Source organism: Shimwellia blattae DSM 4481 = NBRC 105725, from assembly GCF_000262305.1.
GTDB lineage: Bacteria > Pseudomonadota > Gammaproteobacteria > Enterobacterales > Enterobacteriaceae > Shimwellia > Shimwellia blattae.
On the sequence record NC_017910.1, the window covers coordinates 2615824 to 2632761 of the forward strand.

Genomic DNA, 16938 nt, shown 5'->3' on the forward strand with positions numbered 1-16938 from the left:
ACCTCAGGCCCGGTCTTCCGGGCCTTTGTTTTTATCCCCTTCCCCGATTGTGTCTTTACTCGCTCTGCGTTTGTGCTAGTGTTTTGCGCGGCGTTTTATTCAATGCAAGGACACAGCAGCATGTTTTCCGGCCTTCTTCTTATCCTGGTACCACTGATTATTGGTTATTTAATCCCCCTGAAGCACAAGCCGACACTCCATATTGTGGGCCGCCTGCTGAGCTGGATTGTCTATGTCATCCTGTTCTTTATGGGAATAAGCCTCGCGTTTCTCGATAACCTGTCGGCGAATTTGCTCTCAATACTGCACTACTCCGCCGTCAGTATTGTGGTGATCCTCGGCTGCAATTTACTTGCCTTACGGCTGCTGGACAAACGCATCCCCTGGAAACAAGAGCTGCACTCGCAGGCATTACCCTCCCGGCTGGCGATGGCGCTGGAGTCATTGCAACTGGCAGGGGTTGTCCTGCTCGGGTTTCTGATTGGGCTGAGCGGCTGGCAGCCGCTGCACTACGCAAGCCAGGCCAGTGAATACACCCTGACACTGCTACTGTTTCTGGTGGGGATCCAGCTGCGCAACAGCGGCATGTCGCTGGCCCAGATTGTGCTCAACCGCCGGGGGATGATGATAGGCGTGGTGGTGGTTGCCAGTTCGCTGCTGGCGGGCGTGATTAACGCCTTTATTCTCGACCTCCCCCTCAAGACGGCACTGGGCATGGCCTCCGGTTACGGCTGGTATTCGCTCTCCGGCATTCTGATGACCGAATCCTACGGCCCGGTTATCGGCAGCGCGACATTTTTTAATGACCTGGCCCGTGAGCTACTGGCCATTATGCTGATCCCGGGGCTTATCCGCCGCAGCCGCTCCAGCGCCCTGGGCCTGTGCGGTGCCACCTCCATGGATTTTACCCTGCCGGTGCTTCAGCGCAGCGGGGGGGTGGAGATCGTACCCGCCGCCATTGTGCACGGCTTTTTACTCACGCTGCTGGTGCCGGTGCTGATGGCGCTATTCGCCGCCTGATACCCCTTTGGCGGTATCCGGATACCGCCAAATTTGCGCTATATCAATTCGCTCGCAATTTTTCCAGAAACTCTTTTATTTCCCTGCCGCAGAGGCATAACCTTAAACATGTATATCAAATATAACTTTAAGGTGTGACCATGTTTTGCGTGCAATGTGAACAAACTATCCGCACTCCGGCAGGTAACGGCTGCGCTTATGCCCAGGGTGTCTGCGGGAAAACTGCTCAAACGTCCGATCTTCAGGATCTGCTCATCGCGGCTTTGCAGGGGCTTTCTGCCTGGGCTTGCAAAGCACGCGAACTGGGAATTATCGATCACGCGGTGGACAGCTTTGCCCCGCGGGCATTTTTCGCAACACTGACTAACGTAAACTTCGATTCTCCGCGCATCGTGGGCTATGCCCGTGAAGCCATCAGCCTGCGTGAAGCGCTCAAAGCCCTGTGCCTGAAAGCCGACGCCAGCGCCACCGTTGACCACCCGATGGCCGACCTGCAACTGGCCGGTTCTGACCTGGGCGAACTGCAGCGCCAGGCGGAGCTGTTTACCCCCAACCGCGATAAAGCCACCATCGGTGAAGATATCCTCGGCCTGCGCCTGCTGTGCCTGTACGGGATGAAAGGTGCGGCGGCCTATATGGAGCACGCCCACGTACTGGGCCAGTATGACAACGATATTTACGCCGAATATCACCGTATTATGTCCTGGCTGGGTACCTGGCCTGCCGACATGAATGCCCTGCTGGAGTGTTCAATGGCTATCGGCCAGATGAACTTCAAAGTTATGAGCATTCTGGATACGGGCGAAACCAGCAAATATGGTCACCCGACCCCGACCCAGGTTAACGTGAAACCGGTTGCCGGGAAGGCGATTCTGATCTCCGGCCATGACCTGCGCGACCTCTACAACCTGCTGGAGCAAACCGAAGGCACCGGCGTTAACGTCTACACCCACGGTGAAATGCTGCCGGCCCACGGCTACCCTGAGCTGCGCAAGTTCAAACATCTGGCCGGTAACTACGGCAGCGGCTGGCAGAACCAGCAGACCGAGTTTGCCCGCTTCCCGGGCCCGATCGTGATGACCTCTAACTGCATTATCGACCCGACCGTCGGCAGCTATGACGACCGTATCTGGACCCGCAGCATTGTCGGCTGGCCGGGCGTTAACCACCTGGAAGGCGACGACTTCAGCCCGGTAATCACCCAGGCTCAGCAGATGGCGGGCTTCCCGTACAGCGAAATTGAACACCTGATCACCGTAGGCTTTGGCCGCCAGACCCTGCTGGGTGCGGCAGACACGCTGATTGATCTGGTCAGCCGTGAAAAACTGCGCCATATCTTCCTGGTCGGTGGCTGCGACGGCGCCCGTGGCGAACGCAACTACTTTACCGATTTTGCCACCAGCGTACCGGACGACTGCCTGATCCTGACCCTGGCCTGCGGCAAATACCGCTTCAACAAGCTCGATTTCGGCGATATCGAAGGGCTGCCGCGCCTGGTGGATGCGGGTCAGTGTAATGATGCCTACTCGGCCATTATTCTGGCGGTCACCCTGGCAGAAAAACTGGGTTGTGGCGTTAACGATCTGCCACTCAGCCTGGTGCTCTCCTGGTTTGAACAGAAAGCTATCGTTATCCTGCTGACGCTGCTCTCGCTGGGTGTGAAAAATATCGTCACCGGGCCGACCGTTCCGGGCTTCCTGACACCAAACCTGTTAGCGGTTCTGAATGAAAAATTCGGCCTGCGCCCTATCACAACCGTAGAACAGGATATGCAGCAACTGCTGGGGGCATAAGCAAGATGACCATGCCAACCGAACTTTGCCCGTACCGGATGCAGGTGCACCATATTATTCAGGAAACACCGGATGTCTGGACCCTGGCGCTGATCTGCCATGACTTCTACCCGTACAAACCGGGGCAGCATGCGCTGGTCAGCATCCGTAACAGCAGCGACACCCTGCGGGCCTATACCCTCTCGTCGACCCCGGGGGTTAGCGAATACATTACGCTGACCATCCGCCGGATCGACAACGGGGCGGGATCTCAGTGGCTGACCCGCGACGTTAAACGCGGCGACTACGTGTGGTTATCTGCCGCCGCCGGGGATTTCACCTGTGTCGACCACCCGGCAGATAAATACCTGCTGCTGGCGGCCGGTTGCGGTGTCACCCCGATTATGTCCATGCGTCGCTGGCTGGCGAAAAACCGCCCGCAGGCGGAGGTAAAGGTCTTTTTCAGCGTCCGCTCACCGGCAGACGTTATCTTTGCCGACGAATGGCGCCAGTACCCGGTCACCGTGATTGCCGAACAGGGCCAGGTGCCGGGGATGGTTTCCGGGCGTCTTAGCCGGGAGCTGCTGGCAGGTGTTGCCGACATTACCGACTACACCGTGATGACCTGTGGCCCGGCGCCCTATATGGACTTTGTGGAGAACACCGTGCGCGAGCTGGGTGTCACCCGTTTCTGGCGCGAGCAGTTCTTCGTGCCGAAAGCGGCAACCGCCAGCGGCAGCCTGACCTTCACCAAACTGCAACCGGCCCGGGAATTCCACGCCCCTGTCGGCGTAAGCCTGCTGGAAGCCATGGAAAGCAACAACGTGCCTGTTGTTGCCGCCTGCCGGGCCGGGGTGTGCGGTTGTTGTAAAACCCGGGTCGTTTCCGGGGAGTACACCACCACCAGCACCATGACCCTCACCGAACAGGAGATTGCCGACGGCTACGTGCTGGCCTGTTCGTGCCACCCGGCCGGGGATCTGGTCCTCGCCTGATAACGGCTCCTGCCCAATGGCCCCTTTCCGGGGCCATTTTTATATCCTTTCCTTGCTGTTTTTCGGCGCGCTTTTTACCGAACTGGCAAAACCCCGTCACTTCCGTTAAAAATATAACCTTGCCGTAACACCGCCACCCCGGGGTGTCTTTTCCCCTTTCAGGAGCCCGATGCCGTGATCGACTTACGCAGTGATACCGTAACCCGCCCCAGCGCCCCCATGCTGGCACAGATGATGGCCGCCCCCACCGGGGATGACGTCTACGGCGATGATCCCAGCGTCAACGCACTACAGGAGTACGCAGCCCGCCTGAGTGGCAAAGAGGCCGCCCTGTTTCTGCCCTCCGGGACCCAGGCCAACCTTGTGGCGCTGCTCAGCCACTGCCAGCGCGGCGAGGAGTATATCGCCGGTCAGGGGGCCCATAACTATCTCTATGAAGCCGGGGGCGCTGCCGCCCTGGGCGGTATTCAGCCCCAGCCCATCGATGCCGCGCCAGACGGCACCCTGCCGCTGGAAATGGTCGCGGCCAAAATCAAACCTGATGATGTCCATTTTGCCCGCACCCGCTTACTGAGCCTTGAGAACACCCACAACGGCAAAGTGCTGCCCCCGGACTACTTACGGGAAGCCTGGGCCTTTACCCGCCAGCACAACCTGGCGCTGCATATTGACGGGGCGCGTATTTTTAACGCCGCAGTGGCCTGTGGCCTGCCGCTGGAAGCACTCGTCCGCTATTGCGACAGTTTTACAATTTGCCTCTCCAAAGGGCTGGGTGCCCCGGTCGGCTCACTGCTGCTGGGGAGCCACGACTATATTCGCCGCGCCCTGCGCTGGCGCAAAATGACCGGCGGCGGCATGCGCCAGGCCGGGATCCTGGCCGCAGCCGGGTTATACGCGCTGCAACACCAGGTTGAACGCCTGCAGCAGGATCACGACAACGCCGCCTGGCTTGCCGGGGCGCTGCGCGATATCGGGGCGGATGTCAGACGCCAGGACACCAATATGTTGTTTGTCCGGGTGGATCCGCTCCGGGCAGAGGCACTGGGCCACTATATGAAGCAGCATGATATTTTGCTGAATAGCGCGCCAGTAACCCGGCTGGTTACCCACCTGGATGTCAGCCGCCCGCAGCTGGAAACCGTGGTGCACCACTGGCAGCGTTTTCTGTCACAGCCATAACCCCCACGCCGGCAACGGCTAACCGGAGGATCAGGGATGAAGACTATGCGCAAAATACTGGTGCTGGGCGCCAGTGGTTATATCGGCCAGCATCTGGTGGCCCGGCTGAGTGCCGCCGGGCATCAGGTGACCGCCGCCGCCCGGCGTGTCGCCTGGCTTGAGAAGCAACCCTGGCCCGGGGTGACCTGCCGCTATGTGGATTTGCACCAGCCGGAGAGCATCCCCCCGCTGCTGGAAGATGTGGACACCCTTTATTACCTGATCCACAGCATGGGGGATGGCGCCCGGCTGGTTGAGCGCGAACAGCAGGCGGCAGCCAACCTGCGCAGCACCCTGCTGCGCTATCCGGTAAAGCAGATTATCTATCTGAGCTCGCTCCAGACCCGGGAGGGGGACAGCCACTCGGCCCATTTGCAGGCCCGCCAGCTTACCGGGGATATTCTGCGTGATGCCGACATCCCGGTCACCGAGCTGCGCGCCGGGATCATCGTCGGGGCAGGCTCAGCGGCCTTTGAGGTGATGCGCGACATGGTGTACAACCTGCCGGTGCTGACCCCGCCACGCTGGGTGCGCTCGCGCACCAGCCCGATTGCCCTGGAGAACTTGCTGGTCTACCTGGAGCGCCTGCCGGAAAGCGCCGGCGAACAGCACCGGATCTTCGAGGCCGCCGGGCCGGAAATACTCAGCTACCAGCAGCAGTTTGAACATTTTATGGCCATCAGCGGATGCCACCGGCCGCTGATCCCGGTGCCGCTCCCTACCCGGCTGATTTCCGTGTGGTTTCTGACCATGATCACCTCCGTGCCCGCCCCGGTTGCCCGGGCGCTGATCCAGGGGCTGAAACACGATCTTATCCCTGACGATACGGCCCTGCGGGCGCTGATCCCCCAGAAACTGATCACCTTTGACGACGCCCTGCGCCAGACCCTGGAAAGTGAGCGCCATCTCTCCCACTCGGCAGACTGGGGCTACGACGCCCTGGCCCACGCCCGCTGGCGGCCGGAATATGGCTATTACCCCAAACAGGCAGGCTACACGCTGACCACCCGCGCCAGCGCCGCCGCCCTCTGGCAGGTGGTTAACCAGCTTGGCAGCCCGCAGCGGGGCTACTTTTTTGCCAATATTCTCTGGCAGATCCGGGCCCTGATGGACCGGCTCGTCGGCCACCGGTTACCGGTCGGGCGCCCCACACATCCTTACCTGCACCCGGGGGACCAGGTGGACAGCTGGAAAGTGATTGTCGCCGAGCCATTACGGGAACTTACGCTATTATTTGGCATGAAAGCCCCAGGACTGGGCCGCCTGTCGTTTACGCTGGAAGATAACGGCGAGGTGCGCACCCTTGATGTGCGGGCATGGTGGCACCCCCACGGCACACCGGGGCTGCTTTACTGGCTGGTGATGATCCCGGCGCATCTGTTCATCTTTAAAGGGATGGCCCGCAGAATCGTCCGTCTTGCTGAGCAATCATCACACAAATCGCCTTAAACGACGGGTTTATTCCGTCATTCCCATTGCATCGGGGCGCAATTCACGGAAGAATGCGCTGCGTAACTTAAAAGACTATAGTGGGTTGAAATGAAGGTACTGGTAACAGGCGCCACCAGTGGCTTGGGCCGAAATGCGGTAGAGTTTCTGCGACAACGCGGGATCACCGTGCGCGCTACCGGGCGTAACGAGGCGATGGGCCGTCTGCTGCAAAAAATGGGGGCGGAGTTTGTCCATGCGGATTTAACGCAGCTGGTCTCCTCCCAGGCCAAAGCCATGCTGGCGGATGTGGACACCCTGTGGCACTGCTCCAGTTTTACCTCCCCCTGGGGCACCCAGCAGGCCTTTGATCTGGCCAATGTGCGCGCCACCCGGCGGCTGGGAGAGTGGGCCGTTGCCTGGGGAGTGCGGAATTTTGTCCATATCTCCTCACCGGCGCTGTATTTTGACTACCACCACCACCGCAATATCCCGGAAGATTTCCGCCCGGCCCGTTACGCCAACGAATTTGCCCGCAGCAAGGCCGCATCTGAAGAGGTTATCCAGCTGCTGGCCCAGTCTAACCCCCACACCCGGTTTACTATCCTGCGCCCCCAGAGCCTGTTCGGCCCCCATGACAAAGTCTTTTTCCCGCGCCTGGTGCAGATGATGCGCCACTACGGCAGCATTCTGCTGCCCCACGGGGGCTCTGCCATGGTGGATATGACCTATCTGGAAAACGCAGTCCACGCCATGTGGCTGGCCAGCTCCCCCAGGTGCGACGCCCTGCCCTCAGGCCAGGCCTACAACATTACCAATATGGCCTCCTGCACGCTGCGCTCGATTGTGGAAAAACTGATCGCCGCCCTGGGGATCAAATGCCGGATCCGCTCAGTTCCGTACCCGATGCTGGATATGATCGCCCGCAGTATGGAGCGCTTCGGTAATAAAGAATCCAGAGAGCCGGTGCTCACCCACTACGGCGTTTCTAAACTGAATTTTGACTTCACCCTTGATGTCAGCAAAGCGCAGCGCGAACTGGGTTATGAACCCATCGTGACCCTGGATGAGGGCATCATCCGCACCGCCGAGTGGCTAAAAGATCACGGCACGCTGCGCTGAGCGTGCTTACTGGCCGTACTTTTCCAGCAGCGCTTCGGCTATGGCCTGGGTTTGCGCATCTGCCACGCCATCATAGCGGGCCGGGCGGAAGTGCATCTGGAATGCCGTAATCACTCTTTGCTGCTGTTCAGGTGTCATCCCCGGCGTGACCTGATACCCGTAGCGGGCCAGCAGCACCAGTAATTGCTGCGGATCCACAGGTGCCTGGGGATCCCGCCCCCGTAACCAGAACTGCACCCGGGCCTCATCAGGCCAGGCGCCAATCCCCTGGCGGGCCAGTTGCTGCCAGGGAAACAGCGGGCCGGGATCGTCTTTACGCTGGGGGGCAATATCCGCATGGGCCAGCACATTTTGCGGCGCAATGTGGTAGCGGTCGATAATCTCCCGGGCAAGGGTCGTCAGCACCGCAATTTGCCGGGCCTCAAAGGGCTCAAAGCGCTTCACCATCCCCAGCCCGGCAGGCACCTGGCGCCAGCCGCTGTTTTCCAGCTCAATCCCTACCGACGTGCTGTTCAGATGGGTATATCCCCGCCAGTAGCTGACCCCCGCATGCCAGGCGAGCTTCTCTTCCGGCACCAGTTGCCAGATAACCGGCTTGCCCCGGTAACCAGGGGGCCGGGCGGGGATCAGGTAATGGGCGCTGACATCCGGGCCGGTGAGGGTTGCCAGCGAACTGTCAAAATCCCCGGCGGTGTAGTGAATAATCAGCGAGGTAATGCGGGGAAACGCCGAGGGTGCCTGGTGGCGGGTATCCACACGGTAACTGCCGCGATCGATAATGTCCGGCTGACTGGCACAGCCCGCCAGAAATAGCGCTGCACACAGCAGCGCACGCTGTATCCCCTTCATTAACGGGTTTTCACCGCCGTACCCGTAACGCTGACCATCAGCATACTGCCTTCTTTCCCGACGGTTTCATAATCGATATCAATGCCGACAACGGCATCCGCCCCCAGATCTTTTGCCTGCTCTTCCAGCTCCCGAAAGGCGATTTCCCGGGCCTTACGCAGCTCTTTTTCATAAGCACCGGAACGCCCGCCGACAATATCCCGAACCCCGGCAAAAAAATCTTTAAAAATATTGGCCCCGAGGATAGCTTCTCCGGTAACAACGCCACAATATTCCACGATAGTGTGCCCTTCCAGGCTGGGAGTAGTAGAAAATTGCATATAATTTCTCCTTTCTTTGGCTATCAATGCGTTAGCGATACATAATGCGCCCAATTCAGCGCCGATGCGCTATGATTCAGTATTAACATCGTTAATGTAGTTCACTTGAGATTCATAAGGAAATCATTATGCGTTGCTCCACTCTGGCATGGCTTACCCCCTGCGCATTACTCCTCAGTGCCTGCACCACTACAGACCCTGCGGACCTCACCCCGCTGCGTACTGCGGTGACCCCGGTTTATAAAGATATCGGCACCCGTACCGGCCCCTGCATTAGCGGCGGCCCGGATAACGTTGCTCAGCAGTTTTATGACTACCGCATCGCCCACCCGGGCACCGGCCTGAATAACCTTGCTGGCCTGCGCCCTTACCTGAGCAGCGGGCTGTGGAATGAGCTGGAACAAGCCAGCCAGGCCCAGGCAAACGACCAGGTGCTGGCCGGTAAAGACCTGTTCGCCAGCAACAGCAACGGTATCGAAAAGGCCACCGTCAGCAGCGCCTCGTCGATCCCGAACACCGATGCCCGCAATATTCCGCTGCGCGTTAACCTGAACAAAGGCACCACCCACTGGCAGGACGAAGTGCTGATGGTACGTGAAGGCCAGTGCTGGACGGTAGACGACATCCGCTATCTGGGGGCCACCCAGATGCCTGCCGGTAACCTGCGCCTGTCTCTGGAACGCCGCTAATTCGCTTCGCCATCCCCCTATAAAAAGTCAGGTATTCGCCGGGAATACCTGATTTATTTTTTTCCCCTGCCCCCTCACCAACATAATGTGCTAGATTTGAGCCATAAGGGCGGCAGAATTTAAATTTTAACGCATAAATATTGCATAACTATTCTGTCAACGGTACTATTCTCAGCCTCAATCGCTATTCAATTGCTTCGCATGAGTATTCAACTAAACGGCATTAACTGTTTTTACGGCGCACATCAGGCGCTGTTCGATATCACACTGAGCTGCCCACAGGGGGAAACCCTGGTGCTGCTCGGGCCCAGTGGTGCGGGGAAAAGTTCGCTGTTACGCGTGCTGAACCTGCTGGAAATGCCACGCTCTGGTACGCTCAATATTGCGGGCAACCACTTTGACTTTGTCAAAGCCCCTGGTGATGCCGCCATTCGCGAGCTGCGCCGGAACGTGGGCATGGTGTTCCAGCAGTATAATCTGTGGCCCCATCTCACCGTATTGCAGAACCTGACGGAGGCCCCGTGCCGCGTGCTGGGTTTAAGCAAAGAACAGGCCCGCGCCCGGGCAGATAAACTGCTGGAGCGCCTGCGCCTGAAACCCTATATGGATCGCTACCCGCTGCACCTGTCCGGCGGCCAGCAGCAGCGTGTGGCCATTGCCCGCGCTCTGATGATGGAGCCCCAGGTGCTGCTGTTTGACGAGCCGACCGCCGCGCTGGATCCGGAAATCACCGCGCAGATTGTCAGCATCATTCAGGAGCTGTCTGAGACCGGCATCACCCAGGTGATAGTGACCCACGAAGTGGAAGTGGCGCGTAAAACCGCCAGCCGCGTGGTGTATATGGAAAATGGTCATATTGTGGAACAGGGCGACGCGAGCTGCTTTGAATCCCCGCAAACCGACGCATTCAAATTTTACTTATCTCATTGAGTTGAGGGACTATTATCATGAAGAAAGTATTGCTTGCCGCGCTGTTAGCCAGCATAAGCCTTTCCGCCGCTGCGGCGCAGACTATCCGTTTTGCGACCGAAGCCTCCTACCCTCCGTTTGAGTCCATCGACGCGAACAACAAGATTGTTGGTTTCGACGTTGATCTGGCTAACGCGCTGTGTAAAGAGATAAACGCCACCTGTACCTTCTCCAACCAGGCCTTTGACAGCCTGATCCCCAGCCTGAAGTTCCGCCGTGTTGAGGCGGTAATGGCCGGTATGGATATCACCCCGGAGCGTGAAAAACAGGTGCTGTTCACCGCCCCTTACTATGACAACTCGGCGCTGTTTGTCGGCGTGAAAGGGAAATACGCCTCGGTTGATGCCCTGAAAGGCAAAAAAGTGGGTGTCCAGAACGGCACCACGCACCAGAAATTTATTATCGACAAACACCCGGAAATCACCACCGTACCGTACGACAGCTACCAGAATGCGCGCCTTGATATGCAAAATGGCCGTATCGATGCGGTATTTGGCGACACGGCCGTAGTGACCGAATGGCTGAAAACCAACCCGCAGCTGGCGGCCGTAGGGGATAAAGTCACCGATAAAGCCTACTTCGGCAATGGTCTGGGGATTGCGGTCCGCCAGGGTAATACCGCCTTACAGCAGCAGTTTAATGCGGCGCTGGAAAAAGTGAAAAAAGACGGTACTTACCAGACCATCTATAACAAATGGTTCCAGAAGTAACAGCTGAATGAACGAAATACTCCCTTTAGCAAGCGCCGCCGGGATGACCGTCGGCCTTGCAGTTTGCGCACTGATTATCGGCCTGGCGCTGGCAATGCTGTTTGCCGTGTGGGAATCCGCCAGCTGGCGCCCTGTGGCCTGGGCGGGCTCAGCGCTGGTCACGATGCTGCGCGGGCTGCCGGAAATTCTGGTGGTGCTGTTTATCTATTTTGGCTCATCGCAGTTACTGTTGCTGTTGTCTGACGGCTTCACCCTTAACCTGGGTGTGGTGCAGATCCCGGTACAGATGACGATTGAGAATTTTGACGTCAGCCCGTTCCTGTGCGGTGTGCTGGCGCTGTCACTGCTGTATGCCGCCTACGCCTCCCAGACGCTGCGCGGGGCCCTTAAAGCGGTGCCGGAAGGCCAGTGGGAGTCCGGCCAGGCCCTGGGCTTATCCAAAGGGGCGATATTCTTCCGCCTGGTGATGCCCCAGATGTGGCGCCATGCGCTGCCGGGGCTGGGAAACCAGTGGCTGGTCTTGCTTAAAGATACGGCGCTGGTGTCACTGATAAGCGTTAACGACCTGATGCTGCAAACCAAAAGTATTGCCACCCGCACCCAGGAGCCGTTTAACTGGTACATTATCGCTGCGGCGATCTACCTGGTTATCACCCTGATAAGCCAGTATATCCTGAAGCGGCTTGACCAGCGGGTTACGCGTTTTGAACGGAGACCGGACTGATGCTCGACTATTTACCTGAGCTACTTAAAGGTCTGCATACCAGCCTGACGCTGACAGTGGCGTCACTGGCCGTTGCCCTGGTGATGGCGCTGGCCTTTACCGTGATAATGACGCTGAAAACCCCGGTGCTGAACCCACTGGTGCGTATCTATATCACCCTGTTTACCGGGACGCCGCTGCTGGTACAAATCTTCCTGATTTACTACGGGCCGGGGCAGTTTCCGTCCCTGCAGAATTATCCGGTTATCTGGCACTTGTTGTCTGAGCCCTGGCTGTGTGCGCTGATAGCCCTGTCGCTCAACAGCGCGGCCTATACCACTCAGCTGTTCTATGGTGCCATTCGCGCCATTCCGGACGGGCAGTGGCAGTCGTGCAGTGCGCTGGGGATGAGCAAAAAAGATACGCTGGCTATTCTGCTGCCTTATGCATTTAAACGCGCCCTTTCTTCTTACTCCAACGAAGTGGTGCTGATTTTCAAAAGTACCTCCCTTGCCTACACCATCACTCTGATGGAGATCATGGGCCACGGGCAGTTGCTGTATGGCCGCACCTACGACGTCATGGTCTTTGGTGCCGCCGGGTTGCTCTACCTGGTGGTTAACGGCCTGCTGACGCTACTTATGCGTATTATTGAACGCCGGGCTCTGGCATTCGAACGGCGTAACTAACTGGATTTAACTGCGTATACTGCGGGCTTAGGCCCGCTTTTTTTTACCTTAATAAAAATAATTATACAGAATTCTTGCATAGTAATTCATTTTAAGGCATGGTTATCACCAGCGCCGGGACACGGCGAATACAGAACTGAGAGACGGGAGTTTACGTATGAAAAAGTTGCTTTTGGTTGCCATGCTGGCGGGGATTGCGATGAACGCAACGGCTGCAGAGAAGATCAGCTTCGGCTCATCCGCAACCTATCCACCGTTTGAATCGCTGGATGCCAGTAACCAGATTGTCGGCTTTGATATCGACCTGGCTAAAGCATTATGCAAACAGATGCAGGCGGAGTGTACTTTCACCAACCAGGCCTTCGACAGCCTGATCCCGGCTCTGAAGTTCCGTAAATTCGACGCGGTCATCTCCGGCATGGACATTACTCCGGAGCGTAGCAAACAGGTGGCGTTCACCCAACCCTATTATGCTAACTCCGCTGTGGTTATCGCTCCGAAAGGTAAATTTACCAGCTTTGCCGAGCTTAAAGGCAAGCGTATCGGAATGGAAAACGGCACCACACACCAGAAATACCTGCAGGAAAAGCATCCGGAAGTGAAAACCGTCTCTTATGACAGCTACCAGAATGCGATTATCGACCTGAAAAACGGCCGCCTGGACGGGGTATTCGGCGACACGGCCGTGGTGAATGAGTGGCTGAAGACCAACCCGCAACTGGGCACCGTGGGTGAGCATGTTACCGATCCCCAGTATTTCGGCACCGGACTGGGGATTGCGGTACGCCCGGGTAACCAGGCGCTGCTGAAGAAACTGAATGATGCCCTGGCGGCGCTGAAAGCCAACGGCACTTACGAGAAAATCAGCCAGCAATGGTTCCCGAACTGATCTCCCCCACCGCCCGGTTAATTACCGGGCTTTTTTTTGCCCGTCGCGCACCAGCAGGGCCAGCACTTCGTAGTGGGCCGTATGGGGGAACATATCGAACAGCTGCACCCGCTCAACCCGGTAACCGGGCAGGTGGCGCAAATCCTGCGCCATCGTGCGCGCATTACAGCTGGAGTAGATAATCCACGCCGGGGCCATATGGCTCAGATAGTCACACAGGAGTGCCCCAATCCCCCGGCGCGGCGGGTTCACCAGCACCAGATCGGGCGTCTCTGACTGCCCCGTGGCGTAACGGGTAGAATCCAGCGCCTGAAACTGCACCCGGGTAAGCCCCAGCGCCTGTGCCGACTGACGGGCGCAGGCTATCGCCTCTGGCGCTATTTCGATACCGGTCAGCTGCATGTCCGGCGTTGCGCAGTGCAGGCCAAATCCCCCCACCCCGCAAAACAGATCCCACATATGGTGCACCGCAAGGCCGCGCACCCACTCCCGGGCCGTGGCATACAGCCGTGCCGCGACCGTGGGGTTCGTCTGGAAAAAGCTCTGCGGGCGGATCCACAGCGGAACCCCGTTAAACGACTCTGCCAGCGCCGTGTCCGGCGTTAGCGGGATCTCCTGCTCCCCTTCCATAATGGCCATATGCACCGGCTGAATATTGGCAGAAATCACCGCCAGCTGCGGCAACTGAGCCTGAAGGTCGGGCAGCGCGGCGCGTAACTGGGCGAGTTTCGCCTCAGAGCGCAGGACAAAGCGCAGCATCATGCGCCCGTCCAGCTGACTTTCGGTCAGCAGCAGATATTTCAGCTCGCCCCGTTTGCGGGCCACGTTGTAGGGGGTTAGCCCGGCCCGGGCAATAAAGGGCTTAAGGGCAGCAAAAACCGGCTGGAAGCTCGCCGGGTAGAGCGGGCAGGCGGTGAGATCTTCCGCCGTGCCGTCCCGGCGTAACATACCAAGGAGCGGGCGCTCCACGCTGCCGCTGACCACCATTTTCGCCTTATTGCGAAACCCCTGCTCCGGGCCGCTGAGCGGCTCCAGCCAGTGGGCTACCGGGCTTTCGGCCAGCAGGGCGCGCAGATCCGCCATTTTCGCCGCCAGTTGCTGAGTCACCGGTTGTTCCAGCCACTGACAGGAGCGGCAGCGACCGGCATCATAAAGAGCACATTGCATAGTAAAAAAAACCTCAGACAAGTGGCCCGGGATTGTACCGGTTCAGCGCGCCTATTGCAGCCGGAAAAACCGCCGACTGGAGGGGGGAATAAACAGCAGAAACAGCACCAGGAAATCCGGGGCTTTCTGGGCCATCAGCGCCTGAAAAATCTCCTGCTTTGACTCACCGGCAATACTGAACAGCTCCGGGTAGCCAAACCCCAGAGACGCCGCCCACAAATAACCGGTCACCACCAGCTGCACCAGCAGATACAGCCAGCGCCCCCAGCTGCGCCCGCGGACAATGACAAAAGCGCAGCGCACATCCACCGCCACCACCAGCAGGCTGGCAAATGAGATGAGCGTCAGCGCCCAGGTCTGAATACTGCGCAGGACAAACGCCTGGGTGCCGCTCCAGCCGAGGGTGTTAAATAACATCACCACGTCAACGCAGCGGGTAAGAATAATGGCGATCGCGGCGATCACTACCAGTGTTGGCGCGTTGAGCCTGGCGTGTGAAGAATGATGGCTGCTAATTTTAAAAACCCCGTGGTCCTTACGTGCGGATGCCGCGACTGGCGCGGCATCCGTTAACTGGCTTTTGGCGAATTCTATGCTTTTCAGCCCTGCCTTGCACGCTGGATATCGCGCATACGTTGCTTTTCTGCCCGGGACATCAGGATCCAGGCGATAAATCCGATAACCCCGACCACTCCCAGTATAATCGATGCCAGCGCATTAATTTCCGGGTTAACCCCCATGCGCACACTGGAGAACACCAGCATGGGCAGCGTGGTCGCCCCGGGGCCGGAGACAAAGCTGGCTATCACCAGGTCATCAAGGGACAGGGTAAACGCCAGCAGCCAGCCGGAGATGATAGCCGGTGAGATCATCGGCAGCGTGATAACAAAAAAGACCTTCAGCGGCGGCGCGCCAAGATCCATCGCCGCCTCTTCAATGGAGTGGTCCAGCTCACGCAGGCGGGCACTGATCACCACCGCCACATAGGCGGTGCAGAAGGTCACATGGGCCAGCCAGATGGTCAGCATACCGCGCTCGCTGGGCCAGCCAATAGCCTGCCCGAGCGCCACAAACAGCAGCAACAGCGACAAGCCGGTTATCACATCCGGCATAACCAGCGGCGCGGTGAGCATAAAAGCAAAGCCATTCGCCCCGCGAAACCGCCGGAAGCGCACCATCACTACCGAGGCTATCGTCCCGAGGATCACCGCCATGCTGGCCGCCGCGGCCGCAATCGTCAGGCTCAGCACCACGGCGCCTATCATCTGGGTATCGTGAAACAGCACCCGATACCACTGGGTGGACCAGCCAGCCCAGACAGTCACCAGCCGCGAGCTGTTAAACGAATAGATAACCAGCATCAGCATCGGCGCATACAGGAAGGTAAACCCGATAACCAGAATCAGGATCCGCCACGGTGAACGTACTACTGGTAAGTTATTCATCCCTGCCCCTCCGCGTCTTTGTTCTGATGCTTGTGGAACCACATGATAGGCACAATCAGCAGCACCAGCATCACAATCGCCACTGCCGAAGCTACCGGCCAGTCGCGGTTATTAAAGAACTCCTGCCACAGGACCCGGCCAATCATAATGGTGTCCGGCCCGCCCAGCAGTTCCGGAATCACAAACTCCCCCACCGCCGGAATAAAGACCAGCATGGAACCGGCAATAATCCCGCCTTTGGTCAGGGGCACAATCACGCTGAAGAACGTTTTCAGCGGCCGGGCCCCCAGATCGAGCGACGCCTCCACCAGCGAGTAATCAATGCGGGTCAGGGCCGTGTAGATAGGCAGCACCATAAACGGCAGGTAGGCATACACAATGCCGATATACACCGCCACATTGGTATGCAGGATAGCCAGCGGCTGATCAATCACCCCCAGCCACAGCAGGAAATTATTAAGCACCCCGTTCTCTTTGAGGATGCCTATCCAGGCGTAGACACGAATAAGAAACGAGGTCCAGGAGGGCAGGATCACCAGCAACAGCAGAATATTGCGCGTGGAATCCCGGCTGTGCGCCACCGCCCAGGCCAGCGGATACCCCAGCAACAGGCAGCAAACCGTCGACACGGCGGCTACCTGAAGCGACTGGAGATACGCCTCCGCATAGAGCGGATCGTCAGTCAGTTGCAGGTAGTTGGCGAAGTTAAGCACCACGGTGAGCTGGCCGTCTGCCCAGCTCAGCAGATCCGTGTATGGCGGGATCGCCCGGGCGATATCCGCCAGGCTGATTTTAAACACAATCAGGAACGGCACCATAAACAGCAGGATCAGCCAGATAAACGGCAGACCGATCACCAGTTTACGGCCATGGGCCATTTGCAGGCGTGCCAGCCAGTGACGCAGGCCGCCTTCGGGAGGTTTTGCCTCCGGGCGTTCAGATACAGCGCTCAT

18 protein-coding genes are annotated in these 16938 nt (G+C 58.4%); 12 read left to right on the top strand and 6 right to left on the bottom strand.

The window, feature by feature from the left end; translation table 11 throughout:
- Nucleotides 1–120 precede the first annotated feature (120 nt).
- From EBL_RS12270 to EBL_RS12295, 6 genes are all read left to right on the top strand, one after another.
- Nucleotides 121–1020: a LysO family transporter gene (locus tag EBL_RS12270; protein ID WP_002439504.1), complete on the top strand. Its 900-nt coding sequence runs from the start codon at nt 121–123 to the stop codon at nt 1018–1020.
- 140 nt (nt 1021–1160) lie between these two features.
- A complete protein-coding gene (hcp, locus tag EBL_RS12275; protein WP_002439502.1) occupies nt 1161–2813 on the top strand; it encodes a hydroxylamine reductase in 1653 nt (550 codons plus the stop codon).
- Nucleotides 2814–2818: 5 nt separating this feature from the next.
- Nucleotides 2819–3787, top strand: coding sequence for an NADH oxidoreductase (gene hcr / locus EBL_RS12280; RefSeq protein ID WP_002439500.1), 969 nt, complete (start codon nt 2819–2821; stop codon nt 3785–3787).
- 174 nt (nt 3788–3961) lie between these two features.
- Nucleotides 3962–4966 carry a low-specificity L-threonine aldolase gene (ltaE, locus tag EBL_RS12285; protein ID WP_002439498.1) on the top strand — a complete coding sequence of 335 codons (1005 nt, stop codon included), beginning with the start codon at nt 3962–3964 and terminating at the stop codon, nt 4964–4966.
- A 36-nt stretch (nt 4967–5002) separates the two neighbouring features.
- Entirely contained in the window at nt 5003–6454 is a 1452-nt protein-coding gene (locus EBL_RS12290; RefSeq protein WP_002439497.1) for a DUF2867 domain-containing protein, read from the top strand.
- A 90-nt stretch (nt 6455–6544) separates the two neighbouring features.
- Nucleotides 6545–7555, top strand: coding sequence for an NAD-dependent epimerase/dehydratase family protein (locus EBL_RS12295; protein WP_002439494.1), 1011 nt, complete (start codon nt 6545–6547; stop codon nt 7553–7555).
- Nucleotides 7556–7561: 6 nt separating this feature from the next.
- Here EBL_RS12295 and EBL_RS12300 read toward each other — a convergent pair whose 3' ends face one another.
- Together EBL_RS12300 and EBL_RS12305 are read right to left on the bottom strand one after the other, a co-directional pair.
- Entirely contained in the window at nt 7562–8404 is an 843-nt protein-coding gene (locus EBL_RS12300; protein ID WP_002439493.1) for an N-acetylmuramoyl-L-alanine amidase, read from the bottom strand.
- Nucleotides 8404–8724, bottom strand: coding sequence for a heavy metal-binding domain-containing protein (locus tag EBL_RS12305; protein WP_002439491.1), 321 nt, complete (start codon nt 8722–8724; stop codon nt 8404–8406). Before EBL_RS12305 ends, EBL_RS12300 begins: the two co-directional genes overlap by 1 nt.
- A gap of 128 nt (nt 8725–8852) precedes the next feature.
- Between EBL_RS12305 and EBL_RS12310 the strand changes: the two genes are divergently transcribed.
- The 6 genes from EBL_RS12310 (at nt 8853) to artJ (ending at nt 13373) form a co-directional block, all read left to right on the top strand.
- Entirely contained in the window at nt 8853–9413 is a 561-nt protein-coding gene (locus EBL_RS12310; protein WP_002439490.1) for a lipoprotein, read from the top strand.
- 201 nt (nt 9414–9614) lie between these two features.
- The gene (gene artP, locus EBL_RS12315; RefSeq protein WP_002439488.1) at nt 9615–10343 is read left to right on the top strand and encodes an arginine ABC transporter ATP-binding protein ArtP; all 729 of its coding nucleotides are present in this window, start codon (nt 9615–9617) and stop codon (nt 10341–10343) included.
- Nucleotides 10344–10360: 17 nt separating this feature from the next.
- Nucleotides 10361–11092, top strand: coding sequence for an arginine ABC transporter substrate-binding protein ArtI (artI, locus tag EBL_RS12320; protein WP_002439486.1), 732 nt, complete (start codon nt 10361–10363; stop codon nt 11090–11092).
- Between the two features lie 7 nt (nt 11093–11099).
- The gene (gene artQ, locus EBL_RS12325; RefSeq protein WP_002439485.1) at nt 11100–11816 is read left to right on the top strand and encodes an arginine ABC transporter permease ArtQ; all 717 of its coding nucleotides are present in this window, start codon (nt 11100–11102) and stop codon (nt 11814–11816) included.
- Complete coding sequence (artM, locus tag EBL_RS12330) at nt 11816–12484, top strand: arginine ABC transporter permease ArtM (protein WP_002439484.1); 669 nt, start codon at nt 11816–11818, stop codon at nt 12482–12484. The genes artQ and artM overlap by 1 nt, the downstream gene beginning before the upstream one ends.
- A 157-nt stretch (nt 12485–12641) precedes the next feature.
- Nucleotides 12642–13373 (top strand): ABC transporter substrate-binding protein ArtJ, encoded by a 732-nt coding sequence (gene artJ, locus EBL_RS12335; protein WP_002439482.1) that lies wholly within the window; start codon nt 12642–12644, stop codon nt 13371–13373.
- A 21-nt stretch (nt 13374–13394) separates the two neighbouring features.
- Here artJ and rlmC read toward each other — a convergent pair whose 3' ends face one another.
- From rlmC to potH, 4 genes are all read right to left on the bottom strand, one after another.
- Nucleotides 13395–14540 (bottom strand): 23S rRNA (uracil(747)-C(5))-methyltransferase RlmC, encoded by a 1146-nt coding sequence (gene rlmC / locus EBL_RS12340; RefSeq protein WP_002439481.1) that lies wholly within the window; start codon nt 14538–14540, stop codon nt 13395–13397.
- Between the two features lie 51 nt (nt 14541–14591).
- Nucleotides 14592–15056: a YbjO family protein gene (locus EBL_RS12345; RefSeq protein ID WP_169315010.1), complete on the bottom strand. Its 465-nt coding sequence runs from the start codon at nt 15054–15056 to the stop codon at nt 14592–14594.
- Nucleotides 15057–15139: 83 nt separating this feature from the next.
- Nucleotides 15140–15985, bottom strand: a complete 846-nt coding sequence (gene potI, locus EBL_RS12350; RefSeq protein ID WP_002439478.1) for a putrescine ABC transporter permease PotI — start codon at nt 15983–15985, stop codon at nt 15140–15142.
- Entirely contained in the window at nt 15982–16938 is a 957-nt protein-coding gene (gene potH, locus EBL_RS12355; protein ID WP_002439476.1) for a putrescine ABC transporter permease PotH, read from the bottom strand. The genes potI and potH overlap by 4 nt, the downstream gene beginning before the upstream one ends.